Source organism: Bacteroides faecichinchillae JCM 17102 (assembly GCF_000614145.1).
Lineage (GTDB): Bacteria > Bacteroidota > Bacteroidia > Bacteroidales > Bacteroidaceae > Bacteroides > Bacteroides faecichinchillae.
In genome coordinates this window covers 1-22241 of record NZ_BAKK01000054.1, presented here as the reverse complement: position 1 = coordinate 22241, position 22241 = coordinate 1, and the positions used below count along the sequence as shown (strand labels likewise).

The following is a 22241-nucleotide window of genomic DNA, read 5'->3' as shown; positions in this document are numbered from 1 at the left end:
CCCCTAAGAACCCCTCTGCGAAAGCGAGCAAAATAATCAATTACAAACAAAGGAAGAAGCTATGGCAACAAAATCAAGCATACATATCAAGCCTTGCAACATCGCATCGAGCGAGGCGCACAACCGAAGGACTGCCGAGTATATGCGTAATATCGGGGAATCCAGAATCTATGTCGTTCCCGAACTTTCCACCGATAACGAACAGTGGATAAATCCCGACTTCGGCACTCCCGAACTGCGAACTCATTATGACAATATCAAGCAAATGGTCAAGGAAAAGACCGGACGTGCCATGCAGGAAAAGGAAAGGGAACGCAAGGGAAAGAATGGAAAGATTATCAAGGTGGCGGGATGTTCACCCATCCGTGAAGGAGTATTGCTCATCAGACCGGACACCACGCTGGCTGATGTACGCAAATTCGGTGAAGAGTGTCAAAGACGCTGGGGCATCACTCCACTACAAATTTTCCTGCACAAAGACGAAGGGCATTGGCTGAACGGTCAGCCGGAAGCGGAAGACAAAGAGAGCTTCCAAGTCGGTAACAGATGGTTCAAACCAAATTATCATGCTCATGTCGTATTCGATGGATGAACCATGAAACCGGAAAGAGTCGAAAGCTCAATGACGAGGATATGGCAACCATGCAGACCCTTGCTTCCGATATTCTCCTGATGGAACGTGGGCAGGCAAAAGCTGTTACAGGTAAAGAGCATCTGGAACGAAATGACTTCATCATTGAGAAGCAGAAAACCGAACTGCAACGTATAGAGGAAACCAAGCGACACAAGGAACAACAAGTAAGCCTTGCTGAACAGGAACTAAGACAGGTAAAAGCAGAGATACGCACCGACAAGCTCAAAAGTGCAGCCACCGATGTAGCCGCTGCCATAACCAGCGGTGTCGGTTCTCTTTTCGGCAGCGGTAAATTGAAAGATTTGGAACAATCTAACGAGAATTTACGTCATGAAATTGCCAAACGTGACAAGGGCATTGATGAATTAAAAGTTAAGATGCAACAAATGCAGGAACAGCACGGCAAGCAGATTCGTAACCTGCAAGGAATACATAATCAAGAGCTTGAAGCCAAAGACAAGGAAATATCCCGATTGAACACCATTCTTGAAAAGGCATTCAACTGGTTTCCATTACTCAAAGAAATGTTGAGAATGGAAAGACTATGTTATGCCATCGGATTTACCAAAGATATGATAAACAGTCTTTTGACAAAAAAGGAAGCTATCAGATGCAATGGTAGGATTTATTCCGAAGAACACAGACGTAAGTTTGACATCAAGAATGACATTTTTAAGGTTGAGAAAAATTCGGTTGATGAGAATAAATTGGAACTGACCATAAACAGGCAACCAATCGGAGAATGGTTTAAGAAACAGTTTAATAAACCAAAACATAATTTGCATAAACCAATAGAAGAATCCCAAAAGAGTAAAGGATTCAGAATATAAGCGAAAAAGTACAGACTATAGTGGGAAAAGTCCGCATTTTTTATAATTTTTGCAAAAACAATAAAATACGAAAGTTTGTCATTTCCTTCCTTTAAAATTAAAGGTGGGAAACTTTAATATATTTAAAACCAACAAAACATGAAAGGTGATAAAAGCATATGTAAAGTTATTTCTTATATAAAAGAAACAAAAACGTTTGTTGTGCAGGAAATTGTATCATCCATTCAGGGTTTTCTACCCTTAACTAGTGACCCTTTTAATAATAAGGCTAAAATCTTTAGCGCATTAAAGACTGGAAATACTATACCTCTGATTTGCATTAAGACAATTGAAGGAAAACCTGTATATTCTGCAAATTTGCATGCGTTAGATGCAAAACAAGAAGATAATAGTGTTTCTATTTCTATTTCTTTTTCTCCTAATGACGAATCTTTCAATTCCTCTGTATTTGATACTATGTTCAATTTACTTGGTGATATAATAGACAATGATTTCAAATTTAGTCTTGCCAAACAACTCATAGTAGCAAATAAAGAGCTTCGAATACGACCTTCTTTATATAAAGAAATTTTCTATAAATGCACTGGGAAATATGGTATGCAATTATGGAAGGAAAATTTATTACCATTTACCACAAATACTACTATATCTAACCTTTGGAAAAATGGGAACGATACTGAGCGTCAACAGATTCTTGAGAAACTAGGTATTTCACTTCCAGAGCCTGAAATTAAAGAGATAACAAAAGAAATAAAAGTACGCGTTGGTTCTGTTGTACCTTTATTTGAGAATATTGCAGAGTATATTATTACAAAAATCAACAATGCGACTAACAATATAAAAATTGCTGTGGCTTGGTTTACCAATTTTGACTTGTTCAATTGTGTTAAGTCTGCTTTAAATAGGGGGATTCATATTACGCTTGTAACAAATAATGATTTAATTAATAATGGTGGCTATTGTTTAAACTTTGATGAACTAATTAAATCCGGCTTAAAATTGCATCTCGTTGAATATCCTGAGCTGCTACACTATAAGTTCTGCATAATAGACGACAAAACCATTATGACAGGTTCATACAATTGGACATTCTACGCTGAAGAAATAAATAAAGAAGATGTTGTAGTTATAGAAGATTTGCCAGAAGTAACTTCTTATTTTGTTAATGTATTTAATTCTTTAACTGAACAATATAGGTTGGTCGATAAAATGCCTGATACAGTACCTGACAGACCTCAATATGATAGAAGTTCATTTAAACAATATATTAGTGAAGAGCTTGTGTTAAGAGCCAAAAGAAACATTGGAGATAAAAAAGACACCCTTAGAAAAGCAAAGACATTATCTCCAGAGAATGATAATGTCATACGAGCAATTTCAGAATTTGAGTCCACAATTGACAATTCGCAACAATCCATCAAGATATTGACCAAGTTGCAACTCAATCTGCAATTACAGAACGTATGCAAAACCGTGAAAAACTTCAAAATCAACGAATTAATATTAGTGAACAAGTATCAAATCTTCGTATTCAAAGAACTGTTGTTGAACAACAAAGAGAAAGTTTTAGGCAGGAGATAAAGCAACAATTATTTTCTGCTCAAGATGAAGAGCAAAGAATCGAAATTCAAAAAAGAAAAATTCAAAAAGAAAACTGAATTAAATACTCAAATTGAAGAAATCAACAATAATCAAAAAGCTGCTGAAGCAGAAATAGCTACAGTCAATAGTCAAATTCAAAATATCAATTCAGAAATTGCTATTATTGGCAAAACTTCAACTATTGAAAGCATCGGTGGTCGTGGAGGTTTGAAAATAACTCTTAAATGGGCAACTACTGACGATCTTGATCTACATGTTTTTGACCCAAGTAGTCAAGAGATTTATTATAGCCAAAAAACTCAAACGTGTCAAGGAGTAATAGGAAGACTTGATGTAGATGCCAATGCTGGTTCTCCTTATACGGTCTCCCCTGTTGAAAATATATATTGGGAAGGTACAGCTCCTATAGGAAAATATAAAGTTATGGTAGTATTATACAGCAAAAGAAGTTCATTGTCAGCCATACCTTTTACAGTAACAATTTATCCAGACAAGGGAATATCTAAGGTATTTACTAAAGAAATTTCTTCCCCTAAAGAAAATGTTTCAATCGTGGAGTTTAACTACTCAGATAATGGCATTGAGTATCTATAACCCCATAACATTGTCTACGATTTTATGTAAATGAGAACGGAATCCGATTATAAGTTCTTCCTTTATCAGGATTCTGTTTTCATGAGCAATCCCCTCTCAAAAAAACAAAAAGTACTACTATACCATTATTGGTAAGCAGTACTTTTTGGTTATATTTTAAACATCCTCACTAGCGAGTATCTCTTACATCTTTTATTCTGACTATGGTTTCTTATAAAAAGTACCATCATATCCACCCCAATCTAAAATTCCCTCATCGTACTTATAAAGATATGGATTATATCGAAAAAACATAAAAAATTTAGTGCCTTTAATTTTCCATAATTTACTAGAAACTTTTTCTGACACTTCTACTTCATATATATCACTACTCAAACGGCGATATTTTTGAAAGTATCTACCATTTTCTTCAATATCAGCATCATCCTCATCTTCAACTTCTATATATACACCTTTTACATCATGATTATCCCACTTTTTATATTCAGGTTCCTGAGCTAATAATTGCAAAGGAAACCACAACATAAATAACATGGACAAAAAACTAATAATATTACTTACTGCTTTCATTTGTGTTATCATTTAAAAGATATTAAAAACACCCAATTTTACATTTTTGGGTGTAAAATTGGGTGTATACTCTGTAACTCGCTGATTTTCAACATTTATTGCGGAGAGACAGGGATTCGAACCCCGGGTACCTCGCAGTACAACGGTTTTCAAGACCGCCGCAATCGACCACTCTGCCACCTCTCCAAAACTCTTTTATCAGAAGTACGTTCCGTTGAAAGCGGTGCAAAGGTACGAATCATTTTTAAATCTGCAAACATTCTGATATTTTTTTCGCGAATTAATCGTATTTTTGCAGCCTATTACAAGTAAGAAAAATATGATATATCCTCAGAATTTTGAGCAAAAGATAGGATTCGACCAAATAAGACAACTATTGAAAGAGAAGTGTCTCAGCACTTTAGGCGAAGAGCGAGTGTCAGAAATGACTTTTTCTGATCAATACGATGAAGTAGAAGAGAAGTTAAATCAGGTAACTGAATTTGTGCGCATCATTCAGGAAGAAGACGGATTTCCGGATCAGTTTTTTTTCGATGTCCGACCTTCACTAAAACGGGTACGGATAGAAGGTATGTATTTAGACGAACAAGAATTGTTTGATCTTCGCCGTTCATTAGAAACGATCAGGGATATTGTGCGCTTTTTACAACGAAATGATGAAGAAGAAAATGATTGCCCCTATCCTAGCCTGAAAAAGCTAGCAGGAGATATCGCTGTATTCCCACAACTTATCGGAAAGATAGACGGTATTCTTAATAAATACGGCAAAATTAAAGATAATGCTTCCACTGAGTTGGCACGTATTCGTAGAGAACTTGCTAGTACAATGGGAAGTATTTCACGTTCGCTGAACAGTATCCTTCGCAGTGCGCAATCCGAAGGCTATGTAGATAAAGACGTAACTCCCACAATGCGTGACGGGCGTTTGGTAATCCCTGTAGCACCCGGACTTAAACGAAAAATCAAGGGAATCGTACATGACGAGTCTGCCAGTGGAAAGACTGTATTTATTGAACCGGCTGAAGTAGTAGAAGCCAATAATCGTATTCGTGAACTAGAAGGAGATGAACGACGTGAAATCATTCGTATTTTGATTGAGTTCTCCAACATACTACGCCCTTCCATTCCGGAAATTCTTCAATCGTATGAATTCCTGGCAGAAATTGATTTCATTCGTGCTAAAAGCCATTTTGCAATACAAACCAATGGTTTAAAACCTGCATTAGAGAATGAACAATTACTGGATTGGACAATGGCTGTACATCCATTACTACAAATTTCATTAGCCAAACATGGTAAAAAGGTAGTTCCTCTGGATATAGAACTCAATCAGAAACAACGTATCCTTATCATTTCCGGTCCGAATGCCGGAGGTAAATCCGTATGTTTGAAAACGGTTGGATTATTACAGTATATGCTCCAATGCGGAATGCTGATTCCAATGCACGAACGTAGTCACACAGGGATGTTTAGCAGCATTTTTATTGATATTGGTGACGAGCAGTCTATCGAAGATGACCTGAGTACTTACTCCTCGCATCTGACCAATATGAAAATCATGATGAAAAGTTGCAACGAACGTAGTCTGATTCTAATCGATGAATTCGGAGGAGGTACTGAGCCGCAAATCGGAGGGGCCATTGCAGAAGCTGTACTCAAACGTTTTAATCAGAAAGGAACATTCGGTGTAATTACTACTCATTATCAGAATCTGAAACATTTCGCCGAAGACCATGAAGGAGTAGTCAACGGGGCAATGTTATATGACCGCCATTTAATGCAAGCTTTATTCCAACTGCAAATCGGAAATCCAGGAAGTTCTTTCGCTGTTGAAATTGCCCGAAAAATCGGTTTGCCGGAAGATGTCATTGCAGATGCTTCAGAGATTGTGGGAAGCGAATATATTAATGCGGATAAATATCTGCAGGATATCGTACGCGATAAACGTTATTGGGAAGGCAAACGCCAGACAATACGCCAACGGGAAAAGCACATGGAAGAAACGATTGCCCGTTATCAGACAGAAATGGAAGAATTGCAAAAATCACGTAAAGAGATTATCCGTCAAGCAAAAGAAGAAGCTGAACGGCTGCTGCAGGAATCAAATGCCCGTATTGAAAATACGATCCGTATAATAAAAGAAGCACAGGCTGAAAAAGAAAAGACTCGTCTGGTACGTCAGGAACTAACGGATTTCCGTACTTCTCTAGACTCGTTCTCTTCTAAAGAGCAGGAAGAAAAGATTGCACAGAAGATGAAAAAGCTAAAGGAAAAACAGGAGCGAAAGAAAAATAAGAAAAATGATCCTAAAACAGTTTCTTCTTCACCTGTAACTCCTAAAATAGTTCCTATCACAGTCGGCGAGAATGTAAAAATCAAAGGTCAAACCAGTATCGGACAGGTAATGGAAATCAACGGCAAAAATGCAGTCGTCGCTTTTGGAAGTATAAAGACCACTGTAAAATCAGACCGATTAGAACGTTCCAAGGCTGCTCCGCCAACAGAAGGAATTGCCAAAAGTACATTTGTCAGTACACAAACACATGATCAAATGTATGAAAAGAAACTCAGTTTCAAGCAAGATATCGATGTTCGTGGAATGAGAGGAGATGAAGCTTTACAAGCTGTCACCTATTTTATTGACGATGCGATATTAGTAGGCATGGGTCGTGTTCGTATTCTTCATGGAACAGGAACGGGAATCCTTCGTACACTTATCCGCCAATATTTATCCACCGTACCAGGAGTACGTCATTATGCAGACGAACACGTCCAATTCGGAGGAGCAGGAATTACTGTTGTCGATTTCGAATAATTATTTGTAAACAAATCCTATAAATTACTTGTTCTCATTTAGAAAACCACTACTTTTGTTTGTGGTTTTCTAAAACGAGAATAAAGCATGAAGAATAACCTGTTAAGCGAAAAGCTTATTTATACTGGAGATAGCGTTACCCCTACCCATATTCATCTCTGTACGTATAATGCCACTGAAATGCAAGAAGTTTCCGGTGACACTTTTCAATCTGTCAAAAATACATTAGATAACGAGAAAATAAACTGGCTACAAGTACATGGAATGAAAAATACAGAAACAATCCGTGAGATATGCAGTCATTTCGAAATAGATTTCCTCGTCCTGCAAGATATATTGAATGCAAATCATCCGACCAAAATAGAAGAATATGAAAAGCATATTGTTCTAATTGCTAAGCTGTTTTACCCCAATGAACATAAAGATGAAAACGAATTGGACGGACTACTTCAACAACAAGTTTGCCTCGTTTTAGGAAATAATTATGTGCTCACTTTTCTTGAAAAAGAAACAGATTTTTTTGATGATGTCAGTTCTGCTTTGCGCAATGATGTATTAAAAATACGTAGTCGCCAAAGTGACTACCTACTCAGTGTCCTATTAAACAGCGTTATGGGTAACTACATTTACACTATTTCCTCTATCGACGATTCTTTGGAAGATTTAGAAGAAGAGCTGTTAACCATCACAAATGGAGACGACATTGGTATTCAGATACAATCTCTTCGGCGACAATATATGTTGATGAAAAAAGTGATTCTTCCACTAAAGGCACAATATGTAAAACTCTTAAGGGCAGATAATTTACTCATTCATAAAATAAACCGCGCTTTTTATAATGATGTAAACGACCACTTGCAATTCGTACTGCAAACCATTGAAATCTGTCGGGAAACATTGTCTTCATTAGTCGATCTTTACATCTCGAATAACGACCTACGCATGAATGATATCATGAAACGTCTGACTGTGGTATCTACTATTTTCATTCCTCTTACCTTTTTAGTGGGAGTTTGGGGAATGAACTACAAATGGATGCCTGAACTCGATTGGCGATACGGATATTTATTTGCCTGGTGTCTTATGTTTATTATCGGTATTGCCGTATATTTGTACTTTCGAAAAAAGAAATGGTATTAATTATGCACTTTATATATGAAATCAATCAAAGAACTATATAGAATAGGGACGGGTCCTTCCAGTAGCCATACTATGGGACCTCGTAAAGCAGCTGAAATGTTCTTGGAACATCATCCGAACGCAACGTCTTTTAAAGTAACACTCTACGGAAGTCTAGCTGCCACCGGAAAAGGACACATGACAGATGTAGCTATTATAGATACACTACAGCCCACTGCTCCCGTAGAAATTATTTGGCAACCAAAAGTCTTTTTGCCATTCCATCCCAATGGAATGACCTTTTCTGCAATAGATTCCCAAAACAAAACGCTGGAGAGTTGGACAGTTTATAGCATCGGAGGGGGTGCATTAGCTGAGAATAATAACAGTCCGACTATTGAAAGCCCCGAAGTTTACGATATGAACAATATGACTGAAATATTAGGTTGGTGTGAACGTACCGGAAAAAGTTATTGGGAATATGTAAAGGAATGTGAGGACGAAGATATTTGGGATTATTTGGCAGAAGTATGGAACACCATGAAAGATGCCATTCACCGTGGCCTAGAAGCAGAAGGAGTATTGCCCGGGCCACTGAACTTACGGAGAAAAGCCTCAACCTATTATATACGTGCTACCGGATTCAAACAATCCCTTCAATCACGAGGTCTTGTATTCGCCTATGCTTTAGCAGTCAGCGAGGAAAATGCTTCCGGAGGCAAAATAGTGACAGCTCCTACTTGTGGTTCTTGCGGTGTAATGCCGGCTGTACTTTATCATTTGCAGAAAAGTCGCGAATTCAGTGATATGCGTATTCTACGTGCACTTGCTACCGCAGGACTGATTGGGAATATCGTCAAATTCAATGCTTCTATCTCTGGTGCCGAAGTCGGTTGTCAGGGAGAAGTCGGTGTTGCCTGTGCAATGGCTTCCGCAGCCGCCAATCAGTTATTTGGAGGAAGTCCGGCACAAATCGAGTATGCAGCAGAAATGGGGCTGGAACATCATTTAGGAATGACATGCGATCCTGTATGCGGTTTAGTACAGATTCCTTGTATCGAACGAAATGCTTATGCTGCTGCCCGGGCATTAGACGCAAATCTTTACTCTGCTTTTACTGATGGAATGCACCGCGTATCGTTCGACAAAGTAGTACAAGTCATGAAACAGACCGGCCATGATCTGCCTTCACTCTACAAAGAAACAAGTGAAGGAGGTTTAGCTAAAGACTATCAACAAATGTAATCTGTTATTCAATTAGTTAGACAATATCTTTTGTAGAAACATTACTTGTTGGTTGATAATCCCAATGGTGATCTATAGTTTGTCTCTAGACATCCTTATATAGGATTCTACCGCAGACTTTATATCATTTTTCTTCACTGGGTCAGATATAAATTCATAAAGAGGATAGCTTTCTTTCCAATTTATTCGGGTAAGCTGTGTCTCTACGCCCAGTGTTTCATCTCCCCATTCTTGGATATCTTTGTATGTAGGTATACCATCCTCCAAATCATACTTAAAAGACATGATTCCATCCTCTAGATATAATTGTACATATAGATCTTTGTTTGACTTATTTAGATTGAATTCTTCATCAGTCTGTATGTTGCTTGATGGCGCCAAAAAACCAATCTTGGATAAAAGTGTATTGAACTCATGTTTTACAATATACTCCTTATTTGTGAAATACTCTTCCTCCTCTATTGCTGATCTATATATTAATTTATATCGTCCACCAAGACTAATATCCATTAGCACATGAGTCCCATACTTTTCTACTACCTTATCAGCCGGATACTTATCTAAATCTTCCAGAAAGTCTTTAGATAAGAATTCCAACATGCTGCTAACTTGATCGTTTATATGAATATGCTTGCTATGTTGCAGGATCTCCATACTTGCAAAAGAGTACTGATCGGAATGGGAATACTTACTCTGGAGATATTGGTGATTGGCAAAATTTCCGATAAAATATAAATATGTATTTAGTGTACTGGTTTCATCCTCATGACTAAAGCTATCTGTTACCTTCGAACTGCTCATTATATCTTTTAAATAATCAGAAAAAGTACTTCCATAGTAGTATGTAGCATGACCATAAGAAGTAGTTCCCTTAATTATCCGTTCAGGCTTGATTTCTTTATAACCTGCAATATTCAATACTTGTTTCCTTATAGATTGTGAAGACAGATATTCGCCTGTTACATCATATCCATATCCGAGTGCATTACATTCTTCATTAATACTTCCTATATATTCCCTATAATAGGCTTCGGCGGGATCTTTGTCCTCAATTACAAATTGTTCTGTCTCATGTTCATCTCCGGTTCCAATGATAGTATCCGATTTTTCACAAGAGTATAACCCGAATGCCAGACTTATTACCCAAAGATACTTTTTTGTATTCATAGCGTCTAGTTTTGATTGATTCACAAAGATAATATATAAAATCAATTAGAATAATAAAAGTGAATAGATAATGCAGGTAAAGCCGATTTTTTCTTTCACCTACTTTATTCTATCTATTTCTTTCAGACAGGATTTTATAAGAAATTAATCTTTTAGGTACCCAAACTTTCCCTGATTAAAATCATCAAAAGCTTGTATAATTTCACGCTTAGTATTCATCACAAAAGGTCCATGCGCAACAATTGGTTCATTCAGAGGTTCTCCACTCATCACAAGCACCACAGCCTCTTCGATCGCTTCAATCTCAAAGCTTTCTCCCCTATTCTCGAAAAGAACAAAATGATCTACAGGAGCTTCTTCATTCTTATTAATAAAGATACCTCCCTTAATTACCAATAGTGCAGTATTATAATTTGCCGGAAAAATAAATTCCGCCTTTCCTCCCTTATTCAACCGGGCATTCATTAGATTTACCGGACTAAATGTACTCGCAGGTCCTTTTTTCCCTTCATATTCTCCGGCTACTACTTCTACGAAACCAGCATTTCCCGGTAGCTCCACTTTTACCATTTCGGAATTATGAATAGCCTGATAACGTGGATGTCCCATCTTAAACCTTGCCGGAAGATTTATCCAAAGTTGTACCATTTGAAATAATCCACCTTGTTCACTCCATTCTTTCTCATGGAATTCTTTATGAAGTACTCCGCTGGCAGCAGTCATCCATTGCACATCTCCCTCACCAATAATCCCCCCTCCTCCATAGCTATCATGATGTTCTACTTTACCTTTATAGGCAATAGTAACAGTTTCAAAACCTCTGTGCGGATGCACTCCCACACCCATAGGTTTAGGAGCTGGTGCAAACTCATACTCTGAATTATAGTCCAACAGGATAAATGGATCCATGCGTTCTCTCTCCAAATGGAAGCGACTGGGAATGAAATTATGTACTCTGAATCCATCTCCTACCCAATGTACTTCACCCGGTGTCATCACAAATTCTACATTTTTTTGTGCCATAATAAACGTCCTTTCTTACTATTAGTAACTATTTGAAGAGACTATTAACACACAGACGAATAGTTTTGTTTTAATAGAACGTTTATACAAGTAAAATCCAATCAAAGATTCTGCTTTATTATGTGGATATTTATTCTTTATATTAAGAACTTGTTAAAACAGGTTTTGTGAGGGCTAATTCAATGATTAACATCATTTGAAGAATGAGGGGTTATGTTGATTTATAGTGTGCGTTAATTAACAGAAAAGAGTATTCCACATCTAATTCATTATTACACCGTTATGAATCCAAACTCCTGGAAGGGAATAAATGAATATACAAGTTCTATAAATTAAGAATATCCTTTTTCTATTTCTCATTAATAAGGAATAGAAAAAAGGATATTCTACTAAATTGATATTACTTTATAAACTCTCGATCTCTGTTTCTGATAATTGAGTACTTTGTATGATAATATCAGTGGAAAGCCCCAACTTTTTCATATTACGAGCAACCTCCAGAACCCCTTCAACACGTCCTTCAACACGTCCTTCTGCACGTCCTTCTGCACGTCCTTCTGCACGTCCTTCCAGTTTCGCTCCGTCCAATACATCATTTTGAATCATGATAGCACTCAAGTGTTCATCATAAGCTTGCCGTTCCACCTTTGACATATTATAATATATAAGTTTCTCACGAGCTTCTTTTAGTCCCGGAGCTTTAGTATCAGAACGGATACAACCTGTTTTCAGATATTCTACCCACTCTTCCAGAGGAGTAACAGCTACTTTATTGAACTCATTCACCCGGATGAGGAAATACTCGGGAAAAACTTCGGCAGGGAGTTTATGCACCAGTGCATCTTTCTCTTTGGTAGTCACTTCAAGGCGGTCGCTCGTGTGTACTCCGATGAAGTTGTTCTGACCATGGTACAAATAATCATCCCCTTTGCCAATATCAAAGTATAAGATGCTGATTGAATAAATCTTTTTCACTTCATAATAGCGTGCACCAAGCGAGATATGTTCGGTGATGGCTTTTGCCACTCCATAGAGAATACGCTCAAGATAGTAAAGCTCGCGTGTGTTCTGAACTTCAATGATAATGATTTCATCCTTATCATTTTTGGCTTTGATATCTACACGATTGAATTTATCATCAGCCATTTGCTGGTTACTTTCACTTTCCAGTATTTCGATGATTTTCACCGCTTCGCCTAAAAGCACGGTGAGGAAACCTTCTAATACATCGAAATTAGCCTTCTGACGAAGCAATCTTTTGATGGCCCAGTCGAAACGAATATATTTGTCCGTTTGTTCCATATCACTTTCTTTTTTTAGTTATGGCAAAGTTACAATTTCTTTCGCAGACAAAAAAGGCTAAATGCCTAATATTCATTATAACAATTTGAACAACTGATAACAGAGCAATAGATTAGTTCATTTTTGCACCAGTTTGAGCAAATTCTGATTCTTGATTGTTATTCATCAATAAGGATAAACTATACATTAAATAATCAATCACATGGAGAAAAACATTTTTATGTTGGATAATGATCAGCTCAAAACGATTGCTCATTCATTCCGGGAAAAAGTTGAAGAGGGATTAAATGCTGATAATATGGAAATACAATGTATTCCTACGTTTATCACCCCTAAGGCCAAAGGTATCAATGGTAAAGCGCTGGTTCTTGACTTAGGAGGAACTAACTACAGAGTAGCAATTGTTGATTTCGGTAAAGGAACACCAACCATTCACCCAAACAATGGTTGGAAAAAGGATATGTCGGTTATGAAATCACCGGGATTTACACGTGAGGAACTGTTCAGAGAGTTGAGCGATATGATTGTAGGAATAAAGCGTGAAGAAGAAATGCCTATTGGTTATTGTTTTTCTTACCCTACCAAATCTGTACTTGGAGGAGATGCTAAATTATTACGATGGACAAAAGGAGTAGACATTCAAGAGATGATCGGACAATTTATAGGTAAACCCCTTCTCGATTATCTGAATAAAAAAAATAAAATCAAATTTACAGGTATTAAAGTACTGAATGATACCATAGCCAGTTTATTTGCCGGTCTTACCGATAGAAGCTATGACGCTTATATCGCTTAATAGTCGGTACAGGCACAAATATGGCGACTTTTATTCCGGCTGAAAAGATTAAGAAACTAAAACCGGCATACAATGTACAAGGGCTGATTCCAGTAAACTTAGAATCAGGTAATTTTCACCCTCCATTCCTAACTACAGTAGATGATACAGTCGATACAATTTTCGGTAATTTAGGAAAACAACGTTTTGAAAAAGCGGTGTCCGGCATGTATCTGGGAGATATTCTGAAAGCAACGTTTCCTTTGGATGAATTCGAAGAGAAATTCGATGCACAAAAGCTGACTGCTATCATGAATTATCCGGATATCCATAAAGAAGTATATGTACAAGTAGCACATTGGATTTATAATAGGTCTGCACAATTAGTTGCAGCCTCACTTGCAGGTCTGATCCTATTGTTGAAATCATATAATGAAAATACACGAAAGATTTGTCTAGTTGCCGAAGGTAGTCTCTTTTGGAGTGAAAATAGGAAAGATAAAAATTATAATATTCTTGTAATGGAAAAACTACAGGAGCTTCTCGATGAATTTGGATTGAAGGACATAGAAGTGCATATCAACAATATGAATAACGCAAATCTAATAGGAACCGGTTTTGCAGCTCTTGCTTGATTAGGGTAACATCCTGCTTAAGACTTCCTCAAAGACTATTTCTCCATTATTTATTTTAAAGTCCGAACCTGAAAAAGCTCGGACTTTTTATTTGTTTCGCAATTTACATTTTAAAGTATTATAATACAAACAATACAATATACTTTTATTACTATCCAGGCAGAGCCGGAGGCCAATTGGTATCATCCCCATTACTAATATCCTTATCATGAATCAGTCCACCATCTTGAGTAAAGTACAATGCATGGCGTTGCTCTCCTTGTTTTACCTGAACAACAGATTCCATCGGACTTTGTGGGAACGTCAATACATACACATCTGTCACTACCCAGGAATTATAGCTAGAATTCATAAAAGCCGTATAGACTGCGGGTACTAATTGGTTAATGTCATCTAATTCAACTTCCGTCATAAGCCAATTGGCATTTGCATCAAACCAGACATCTAACTCGTCACCACTCAACCAACAGTCAGCTACATAATAAACGCCTTTCATTTCCCATTCTATATTCTGAGCACTCGGATATAATTGCTTTAAAGCTTCCACAATATTGGAAGGTGGTACGAGCGTATCATCATTCTCATCATCGTCACTACACGCACTGAATGAAAAGGCAACCAGCATACATACTATCGCCCATGTGCTATATTTAAATCTCAACATAATTCCATCCTCGGTTTAGGTTATCGTATTTGCTTAATCGTCCGCTTTCACGAACTTTCCTTTCTTATCAAACTTAAAAGACACGCCCGTAGACAATTCTATTTCATATCCCTTACGGTCACGCTCTACTTTCTGCACACCTTCGTTAGCAAAATTGTGTGCTTTCAAATAATTAGTAACAAATGCAGGTACTACACTTACAGGAAGCTTTCCTTTCTTCACACTTACTTCTTCCCAATTCCCTTTACTATCGAAATCAATTTCAGTACCATCCATCAACAATACTTCATATTTTGTAGCCTCCAACATATCTTTATCAATCTTAATATGTGCTACCTGAGGCTTAGTAAAATGTTGATTAATAAAATTTCGTGCTGGAAGTGGCAACTGATTCATGTCTTTTGTTATCACATCACCGGCAAATGAAAACTGTATAGCTACAATAGCCAATACAAGCAAAGATAAAATTTTCTTCATAATCGTTATTTTTTAGTGTTAATACTATACCAAAATGGTTTATACTGCAAATAACGATACAGATTCTAGAAAGATTTGGGAATAATAAGGGGAAATATTCTTTTTTGGTTTCTTTAACTTTCGTCATTAAAGACCTAAATATAAGAATCCGAATGCCTAACTAGATAGCAATTTGCATATTACATCAACAAGCAGTTCTTAATCTTAAGTTATTAAAAGGGCTAATTCTTGGGTATTTCTTCACTATAATCTTCTTCTAGTAAATCCACCTTTTCAACGGTCATTTTACCATCAGCAGTTATTGTAATAGAAAGTGGAATATAGTAATCTGTTTGCGGATAACATACACTTGCCGCATAAACAAAACCTTGCGGGGTGGTCTTATCATATACAATCCCCTCAAGCATTGATTTTGATAAAAAATCTGCATCTACTATAGAAGAAAAATCATTTTTCGTAAATGCCTTATCAAATACAGTTGTACCTCCGCGTGTCAAACGTACCAAAATTTTATTATCAACGTACGTATCTCCCATTTCATTCTTTACATGAGGTAAACTTTCATCAGGAGTACGATAAACATAAGAACGATAGTCTTTATCCTTATACTTGATATCGACTTCTATTTTAGAAGTCTGCATACGCTGTATTCCATGGACATCCACACTATCCTGCAACGCCATATTTGAACTTTTATCCGCATTTCCACTCTTACCACCGCAAGCAACCAACGCAACAAACATTGGTAGCATAAGCAGATAAATAAACTTTTTCATCTTCAAATTATCTATTTATAATTTATAAGGCAAAGGAACAAAAAGAAGGGGAGATTTACAAGTATAACTTACTTTTTCCTTCTTTTGTAATCAAGAAAACAGAATGATTCTGAAATACACAAAACATTATATAAGTATCATTCATCAGATAGCTTTCCAGAAAGCCTGAAAATCGCGATATTTACCGTAGCAGACTAATTCATCGCCTTCATGTACCTTCTCGTCTGCCGGAAGTTCATTTTTCACATGAAGCTCCATCAAAGAAACACCTAAACAATTGGTTACTTTATCCGCACGTTTCAACCCGATCAGTTTCAAATGAAATTCCTCATCCAGATTCAATTCATTCACAAAATATCCCACAAACTTTTCCGGAACTGTGAATTTAACAACATAATATTCCGGATCTATACGAAAAGCTTCCATATTGGCTCCAAAATCGAGTACTTGCACCAAGCTACGTGCAGCGTCCTCTTCCGGAGTAAGGATTTTCTCCAAACTAAAAGCTTCAAGCACTGACCGATGTACGGCATCTATGGCACGAGCATATATATGAGGTACTTTTTTCTGTTTCAGTAATGCTACCACACGTATGGAAGCTCCAAAATTTTCTCCAATTGCAACGATAACAATGTCCACACTATTCAATGGAAGTACAGACAATGCCTGTTCATCCGTAGCATCAATGATAAAAGCTGTAGCAATCTTATCCTTTATTGAATCTACCCGACTTTCACTAATATCTGCACCAATAACTTCATGTCCCAATGCCGACAATTCTTCAGCTAACACATGACCATAGTTTCCTAAACCAATAATAATGTATTTCATACCTTTAGTTTATTATAATGTTATCACTCGGATAACGATATTTTGTATTTTTTTTCTGTTTGATAATTCCCAACATTAATGTTATTAGCCCTACACGACCGATAAACATTAACAAAGCTACCAATAACTTACTTGCATCACATAAAGTAGGAGTCAAATTCAAGCTGGACCCAACGGTGCTAAGAGCGGATACACATTCAAAAGTTAATGCCATCACCGAAGTTCCCGGTTCAAGTATACTTAAAATAAATATAAAGAGAAACAAAACTCCTAACGACATAACCACTGTTGCATTAGAACGACGGATAGAATCATAAGATAGTTCCCGACCAAATACTTCTACACGTTCCGATCCCTTTATAACAGCAACCAGATTTAATACGACCACAGCAAAAGCATTCACTTTCACACCACCGGCAGTAGATTGAGCTCCACCTCCGACCCACATCAAAGCCAGATAAACCAACAAAGACTGTACGCTCAACGTAGCTAAATCGACACTGTTAAATCCTGCCGTTCGCGGACAAGATGCATTAAAAAAGGCTTGTGTCCATTTATCTGCAACAGACATCCCTGCAAAAGAACCGTTCCATTCAAAAAATGCAATAGCCAATGTACCGAACACAAGTAACAAGAACGTCATAATCAAAACAATCTTTGTGTTAAGATCATAAAGATGATGCATCTTATATCTTGCTAACTTACGCGTTTTCAGGAAATACCAAAAACGGCCTAAGTGATAAATAATGATATCTTTAAAATTAACCAGAATCGGGAAACCGATTCCTCCCAAAATAATCAAGAATGAAACGGAAATATATAGCCAATTATGATTCGTCATCAACATCGGATTACCCAGATTACCCGGTAAAGTAGAAAAGCCGGCATTACAGAAAGCAGAAATCGAGTGAAAAGCAGAGAAAGCTAATTCTTCCTGAAAATCCATTCCCAATGTACCATGAATACTAAACCAGATGGATATCATCCCTACTCCTTCAATGACCAACGTAAATCCTAAGATATATAATAAAGTAGATAGCAAAGAACCTATTGAGTTAGAGCTAACCATATCGCGCACTACAAGCTGATTATACAAAGAAGTATTCCCCATAAAGAACATGGCAAAGAAACTTGTCAGTGTCATTACACCCAATCCTCCAACTTGGATAAGAAGAATAATGACCACAAACCCTCCCGGAGTAAACGTAGATGATACATCTACCGGAACAAGTCCTGTCACACATACTGCACTAGTAGCCGTAAATAAAGAATCTACCCAAGTAATACCATTTACTGTACAGCGAGGAAGCATTAGCAGCCCTGTACCCACCAAAATGATTGCCAAAAAACTGACAGCCAGAATCAAAGAAGGATTTGTACGCCGTCCTAGTAAGCGAACTAACCCATTGGATAAATTCAAAAAAGAAAAAATCAATAATAATACCAGGTGATAAAACTTTCCATCCAGAAATTGCCAGAATTGCAGAATTGCCCCTTCTTCTTCGGGGCGATGAAAGATGACCGGAATCAAAGTCAGATATAGCAACCAACTCATAACCCACGCCAACCTTCGGAACTTCTTCCTTGTGTCTCTATATTCTAATAAAATATGTAAAGTTACATCTACCAAGAATACAACCCAGACAATCTTATAGAGAACTTGAATCTGCTGTACTTCTCCGATTGAAAGTGGAAAACCATGTTCATAAACAACTCCGGCTATCAGCAAAAGTGACGCCAAATATGTCAATGCTTCTATCAACCCTAACAGAAAACGTATATAAGGTTTCAGCAATTTGTTCTGATATAATAAAAACTTATGATAAATCTTCATATCATTTTATTTTCTATGTCGTGCAAACTTAACTAAAATAACAAACAAAACCGATTCTTTGTTGACATAATTATCTACATCTTAAAAATTTTATCTACATTTGGCAACGGAAAACTAAAAAACCACAATATTATGAGTGATAAAAAAAAGAGGTACATCCTGCCGGAAGAGGAAATTCCACATTATTGGTATAATATTCAGGCTGACATGATAAACAAACCCATGCCACCATTGCATCCTGCAACTAAACAACCGCTAAAAGCTGAAGACATGTATCCTATCTTCGCAGAGGAGTTGTGTCGTCAAGAGTTGAACCAGACTGATGCATGGATTGAAATCCCAGAAGAAGTACGTGAAATGTATAAATATTATCGTAGCACTCCACTTGTACGTGCTTACGGTCTGGAAAAAGCATTGGGAACTCCTGCACATATTTATTTTAAAAATGAGAGTGTTAGCCCGATTGGTTCTCATAAATTGAATTCAGCATTAGCACAAGCTTATTATTGCAAAAAAGAAGGTGTAACCAATATTACCACAGAGACGGGTGCCGGACAATGGGGAGCAGCCCTTTCATATGCTGCAAAAGTGTTTGGCTTGGAAGCTGCTGTTTACCAGGTTAAAATCAGTTATGAACAAAAACCATATCGCCGTAGTATCATGCAGACATTCGGAGCCCAAGTTACTCCTTCCCCATCGATGTCTACACGTGCCGGAAAAAATATTCTGACTGCCCATCCTAACTACCAAGGGTCATTAGGAACTGCTATCTCAGAAGCTATTGAATTGGCTCAACAAACTCCAAACTGTAAATATACACTTGGATCCGTACTCAGCCACGTCACACTGCATCAAACCATTATTGGTCTGGAAGCTGAGAAACAGATGGAAATGGCCGGCGAATATCCGGATGTAGTGATCGGATGTTTCGGAGGTGGATCCAATTTCGGAGGAATCTCCTTCCCATTCATGCGTCATAATATATTGGATGGTAAGAAAACCCGTTTCGTTGCTGCCGAACCCGCTTCCTGCCCTAAGCTGACAAGAGGTAAATTCCAATACGATTTTGGTGATGAAGCCGGATATACTCCACTACTTCCGATGTTCACTTTAGGACATAATTTTGCTCCGGCACATATTCATGCCGGTGGTCTTCGTTATCATGGCGCAGGCGTCATTGTTTCTCAATTATTAAAAGACAAATTGATGGAAGCAGTTGATATTCAACAATTGGAATCATTCGAAGCCGGTTGCCTGTTTGCACAAGTGGAAGGCATTATTCCTGCTCCGGAATCTTGCCATGCTATTGCTGCTGCTATTCGTGAAGCAAATGCTTGCAAAGAAAAAGGTGAAGAAAAAGTAATCCTGTTCAACTTATCCGGTCATGGACTGATTGACATGGCATCATACGACAAGTATCTTGCCGGAGATCTGATAAACTATTCTCTTACAGATGAAGATATTCAGCAGAATCTTGATGAGATAGGTGATCTAGCCAAATAAAAGACTCTCTTTCAGAGCTTAAAAGAATGGCCTCTACTACAATTTGTAATAGAGGTCATTTTATATTCAAGAATCCTGAAGTTAATTTCCATTTATTTTCCTTTATTCTATCCCCTCCTAACAAAAAACATCATTTTCTCTATCAACCTATCACCATCCTTCCGAATCAGCCTGTTTAACGGCAATTCAGAGGTGATAGGTTGCTTTATGAACCTATCACCCGATCTATCACCTATCACCATTACTCAAAATAGATATTGTCCCTAATCTATTAACTATATTACTTGACTGCTAAAGTATTAATAGATAAATTCCTCTCTATTAAGACCAAATTTCCTCCTCTTTAATAGAAAAGTTTTTTTCTATTTGATATAAACTATAAACATAAGTTTTGGTTGTATAAATGCAAGTTCCGTTTATATAATCAAAAGTTCCGTTTATATAAACGGAACTTGCGTTTATAGATTATTCTATAATAAGAAAAGGTTTACTATTAAAGAAAAGGAAGTTTGGTCTTAATAGAGAGAAACATATTTATTAATAGCCTGTGGAAGAAGAAGTAATCAATCACGAAACAATCAATCGGCACGAAATTTGTTACTATGATAACTCCAACTTAATTGATAAAAAAATGATGGGAAATAAAAAAATAGGAGCGCATGTAAGCGCGTCCGGCGGTGTGGAATTCGCCCCGATCAATGCACATGAGATAGGAGCAAATGCTTTTGCCTTATTCACAAAAAACCAGCGTCAATGGGTGAGTAAGCCTTTAACCGAGGAAAGTATCCGACTTTTCAAGGAAAATTGTGAGAAATACGGTTTCCAACCGGAGTATATCCTTCCACACGACAGTTACCTCATCAATCTGGGACATCCCGAAGAAGAAGGGTTAGAGAAAAGTCGTGCAGCATTCCTAGATGAGATGCAACGTTGCGAACAACTCGGGTTGAAATTACTCAACTTCCATCCCGGGAGTAATCTTAAAAAGATCTCTGTAGAAGACTGCCTGTCACGTATCGCGGAAAGTATCAATTTGGCATTGGCAAAAACCAAGGGGGTAACTGCTGTAATTGAAAACACAGCCGGTCAAGGTAGTAATTTAGGAAATGAATTTTGGCAATTAAAGTATATCATTGACCAGGTGGAGGATAAAAGTCGTGTCGGAGTCTGTCTGGATACTTGCCACACATTTACCGCTGGATATGACTTTTTGACCGATTATGATAAAGTTTTCGATGAGTTTGATAAAGAAGTAGGTTTCAATTATCTTCGTGGTATGCACCTGAACGATTCAAAAAAAGGATTAGGTACGCGTGTAGACCGTCATGACAGCATTGGCGAAGGGCTGATTGGTAAAACATTCTTCGAGAAACTGATGAAAGATCCGAGATTCGACAATATGCCGCTTATACTCGAAACACCGAACGAGACAAAATGGAAGGAAGAAATAGCATGGTTGAGAAGCGTTGAATAAACGCTTCTCTGTATTATCTTTGCCATCAGGCATATTCACCAACATAAGACAAGTATTAATACTACCTTTTGTTGTTTCATATTCATTATGATATCCTTTTTGATTTCAAAAAAATCACCATACTATGTTTCTAAACATACACACAGATTGACAACATCTCAAAAAATGTTTATATTTGTATATCGTTATCATTAGAGGTAGCAAAAAAGATAAAGTTCGTTCTTCGAAATGCTTTGTTTATCGTGGTTTCAGAAGATTTCAATTAGAAGTATCGCTACAGGATAGAGTACATGTAAATAAGATATTTACTGAACACGACTACAAAAACATTTAAAAAGCAAACTATAAACAACTGAAAATAAGCCGGAAAC

Annotated in this window: 16 protein-coding genes, 1 tRNA gene and 2 pseudogenes; 9 read left to right on the top strand and 10 right to left on the bottom strand. The window is 37.2% G+C overall.

Going from position 1 to position 22241, the window contains the following annotated elements:
- Nucleotides 1–61 precede the first annotated feature (61 nt).
- The 3 genes and pseudogenes from JCM17102_RS28390 (at nucleotide 62) to JCM17102_RS18450 (ending at nucleotide 3660) form a co-directional block, all read left to right on the top strand.
- Nucleotides 62–1464, top strand: a pseudogene (locus tag JCM17102_RS28390) (coiled-coil domain-containing protein).
- A gap of 138 nt (nucleotides 1465–1602) precedes the next feature.
- A complete protein-coding gene (locus JCM17102_RS18455; protein WP_025076234.1) occupies nucleotides 1603–3045 on the top strand; it encodes a phospholipase D-like domain-containing protein in 1443 nt (480 codons plus the stop codon).
- Between the two features lie 24 nt (nucleotides 3046–3069).
- A complete protein-coding gene (locus tag JCM17102_RS18450) occupies nucleotides 3070–3660 on the top strand; it encodes a DUF2135 domain-containing protein (protein WP_025076233.1) in 591 nt (196 codons plus the stop codon).
- Nucleotides 3661–3861: 201 nt separating this feature from the next.
- Here the strand turns inward: JCM17102_RS18450 and JCM17102_RS18445 are convergent, their stop codons facing one another.
- On the bottom strand, nucleotides 3862–4230 hold the full coding sequence (locus JCM17102_RS18445; RefSeq protein ID WP_139262197.1) for a hypothetical protein: 369 nt from the start codon (nucleotides 4228–4230) through the stop codon (nucleotides 3862–3864).
- Nucleotides 4231–4331: 101 nt separating this feature from the next.
- Nucleotides 4332–4416 (bottom strand) — tRNA-Ser (locus JCM17102_RS18440).
- A gap of 133 nt (nucleotides 4417–4549) precedes the next feature.
- Between JCM17102_RS18440 and JCM17102_RS18435 the strand changes: the two genes are divergently transcribed.
- The 3 genes from JCM17102_RS18435 to JCM17102_RS18425 all read left to right on the top strand — a co-directional run bounded on the left by JCM17102_RS18435 (nucleotide 4550) and on the right by JCM17102_RS18425 (nucleotide 9409).
- Nucleotides 4550–7045, top strand: a complete 2496-nt coding sequence (locus JCM17102_RS18435; protein WP_025076231.1) for an endonuclease MutS2 — start codon at nucleotides 4550–4552, stop codon at nucleotides 7043–7045.
- An 87-nt stretch (nucleotides 7046–7132) separates the two neighbouring features.
- Nucleotides 7133–8185 carry a magnesium/cobalt transporter CorA gene (corA, locus tag JCM17102_RS18430; RefSeq protein WP_025076230.1) on the top strand — a complete coding sequence of 351 codons (1053 nt, stop codon included), beginning with the start codon at nucleotides 7133–7135 and terminating at the stop codon, nucleotides 8183–8185.
- Nucleotides 8186–8200: 15 nt separating this feature from the next.
- A complete protein-coding gene (locus tag JCM17102_RS18425; RefSeq protein ID WP_025076229.1) occupies nucleotides 8201–9409 on the top strand; it encodes an L-serine ammonia-lyase in 1209 nt (402 codons plus the stop codon).
- Nucleotides 9410–9481: 72 nt separating this feature from the next.
- On the opposite strand, the gene JCM17102_RS18420 is transcribed toward JCM17102_RS18425, so the two are convergent.
- The 3 genes from JCM17102_RS18420 to JCM17102_RS18410 all read right to left on the bottom strand — a co-directional run bounded on the left by JCM17102_RS18420 (nucleotide 9482) and on the right by JCM17102_RS18410 (nucleotide 12901).
- Nucleotides 9482–10576: an MAC/perforin domain-containing protein gene (locus JCM17102_RS18420; RefSeq protein ID WP_025076228.1), complete on the bottom strand. Its 1095-nt coding sequence runs from the start codon at nucleotides 10574–10576 to the stop codon at nucleotides 9482–9484.
- A gap of 144 nt (nucleotides 10577–10720) precedes the next feature.
- Nucleotides 10721–11599, bottom strand: a complete 879-nt coding sequence (locus JCM17102_RS18415; RefSeq protein ID WP_025076227.1) for a pirin family protein — start codon at nucleotides 11597–11599, stop codon at nucleotides 10721–10723.
- Between the two features lie 405 nt (nucleotides 11600–12004).
- Nucleotides 12005–12901: an Rpn family recombination-promoting nuclease/putative transposase gene (locus JCM17102_RS18410; RefSeq protein ID WP_025076226.1), complete on the bottom strand. Its 897-nt coding sequence runs from the start codon at nucleotides 12899–12901 to the stop codon at nucleotides 12005–12007.
- A 202-nt stretch (nucleotides 12902–13103) separates the two neighbouring features.
- Between JCM17102_RS18410 and JCM17102_RS28385 the strand changes: the two are divergent.
- Nucleotides 13104–14311 (top strand): annotated as a pseudogene (locus tag JCM17102_RS28385) (hexokinase family protein).
- 151 nt (nucleotides 14312–14462) lie between these two features.
- Here the strand turns inward: JCM17102_RS28385 and JCM17102_RS18400 are convergent.
- The 5 genes from JCM17102_RS18400 to JCM17102_RS18375 all read right to left on the bottom strand — a co-directional run bounded on the left by JCM17102_RS18400 (nucleotide 14463) and on the right by JCM17102_RS18375 (nucleotide 18893).
- Nucleotides 14463–14975, bottom strand: a complete 513-nt coding sequence (locus JCM17102_RS18400; protein ID WP_025076225.1) for a PepSY-like domain-containing protein — start codon at nucleotides 14973–14975, stop codon at nucleotides 14463–14465.
- A gap of 33 nt (nucleotides 14976–15008) precedes the next feature.
- The gene (locus tag JCM17102_RS18395) at nucleotides 15009–15452 is read right to left on the bottom strand and encodes a PepSY-like domain-containing protein (RefSeq protein ID WP_025076224.1); all 444 of its coding nucleotides are present in this window, start codon (nucleotides 15450–15452) and stop codon (nucleotides 15009–15011) included.
- A 221-nt stretch (nucleotides 15453–15673) separates the two neighbouring features.
- Entirely contained in the window at nucleotides 15674–16228 is a 555-nt protein-coding gene (locus JCM17102_RS18390; protein WP_025076223.1) for a DUF4738 domain-containing protein, read from the bottom strand.
- 144 nt (nucleotides 16229–16372) lie between these two features.
- Complete coding sequence (locus JCM17102_RS18380; RefSeq protein ID WP_025076222.1) at nucleotides 16373–17059, bottom strand: potassium channel family protein; 687 nt, start codon at nucleotides 17057–17059, stop codon at nucleotides 16373–16375.
- Between the two features lie 4 nt (nucleotides 17060–17063).
- On the bottom strand, nucleotides 17064–18893 hold the full coding sequence (locus JCM17102_RS18375; RefSeq protein ID WP_025076221.1) for a TrkH family potassium uptake protein: 1830 nt from the start codon (nucleotides 18891–18893) through the stop codon (nucleotides 17064–17066).
- Nucleotides 18894–19025: 132 nt separating this feature from the next.
- On the opposite strand from JCM17102_RS18375, the gene JCM17102_RS18370 reads away from it, so the two are divergent.
- Nucleotides 19026–20396 (top strand): TrpB-like pyridoxal phosphate-dependent enzyme, encoded by a 1371-nt coding sequence (locus JCM17102_RS18370; protein WP_025076220.1) that lies wholly within the window; start codon nucleotides 19026–19028, stop codon nucleotides 20394–20396.
- A gap of 634 nt (nucleotides 20397–21030) precedes the next feature.
- Nucleotides 21031–21870 (top strand): deoxyribonuclease IV, encoded by an 840-nt coding sequence (gene nfo, locus JCM17102_RS18365; protein WP_033887088.1) that lies wholly within the window; start codon nucleotides 21031–21033, stop codon nucleotides 21868–21870.
- Nucleotides 21871–22241 lie beyond the last annotated feature (371 nt).

Bases quoted from the DNA above. Each gene is read 5' to 3' on its own strand.
- JCM17102_RS18445 (WP_139262197.1), bottom strand. From the start codon at position 4,230: ATGAAAGCAGTAAGTAATATTATTAGTTTTTTGTCCATGTTATTTATG.
- JCM17102_RS18420 (WP_025076228.1), bottom strand. From the start codon at position 10,576: ATGAATACAAAAAAGTATCTTTGGGTAATAAGTCTGGCATTCGGGTTA.
- JCM17102_RS18395 (WP_025076224.1), bottom strand. From the start codon at position 15,452: ATGAAGAAAATTTTATCTTTGCTTGTATTGGCTATTGTAGCTATACAG.
- JCM17102_RS18410 (WP_025076226.1), bottom strand. From the start codon at position 12,901: ATGGAACAAACGGACAAATATATTCGTTTCGACTGGGCCATCAAAAGA.
- JCM17102_RS18400 (WP_025076225.1), bottom strand. From the start codon at position 14,975: ATGTTGAGATTTAAATATAGCACATGGGCGATAGTATGTATGCTGGTT.
- JCM17102_RS18375 (WP_025076221.1), bottom strand. From the start codon at position 18,893: ATGAAGATTTATCATAAGTTTTTATTATATCAGAACAAATTGCTGAAA.
- JCM17102_RS18380 (WP_025076222.1), bottom strand. From the start codon at position 17,059: ATGAAATACATTATTATTGGTTTAGGAAACTATGGTCATGTGTTAGCT.
- JCM17102_RS18450 (WP_025076233.1), top strand. From the start codon at position 3,070: ATGAAGAGCAAAGAATCGAAATTCAAAAAAGAAAAATTCAAAAAGAAA.
- JCM17102_RS18435 (WP_025076231.1), top strand. From the start codon at position 4,550: ATGATATATCCTCAGAATTTTGAGCAAAAGATAGGATTCGACCAAATA.
- JCM17102_RS18425 (WP_025076229.1), top strand. From the start codon at position 8,201: ATGAAATCAATCAAAGAACTATATAGAATAGGGACGGGTCCTTCCAGT.
- JCM17102_RS18455 (WP_025076234.1), top strand. From the start codon at position 1,603: ATGAAAGGTGATAAAAGCATATGTAAAGTTATTTCTTATATAAAAGAA.
- JCM17102_RS18370 (WP_025076220.1), top strand. From the start codon at position 19,026: ATGAGTGATAAAAAAAAGAGGTACATCCTGCCGGAAGAGGAAATTCCA.
- JCM17102_RS18415 (WP_025076227.1), bottom strand. From the start codon at position 11,599: ATGGCACAAAAAAATGTAGAATTTGTGATGACACCGGGTGAAGTACAT.
- JCM17102_RS18390 (WP_025076223.1), bottom strand. From the start codon at position 16,228: ATGAAAAAGTTTATTTATCTGCTTATGCTACCAATGTTTGTTGCGTTG.
- corA (WP_025076230.1), top strand. From the start codon at position 7,133: ATGAAGAATAACCTGTTAAGCGAAAAGCTTATTTATACTGGAGATAGC.
- nfo (WP_033887088.1), top strand. From the start codon at position 21,031: ATGGGAAATAAAAAAATAGGAGCGCATGTAAGCGCGTCCGGCGGTGTG.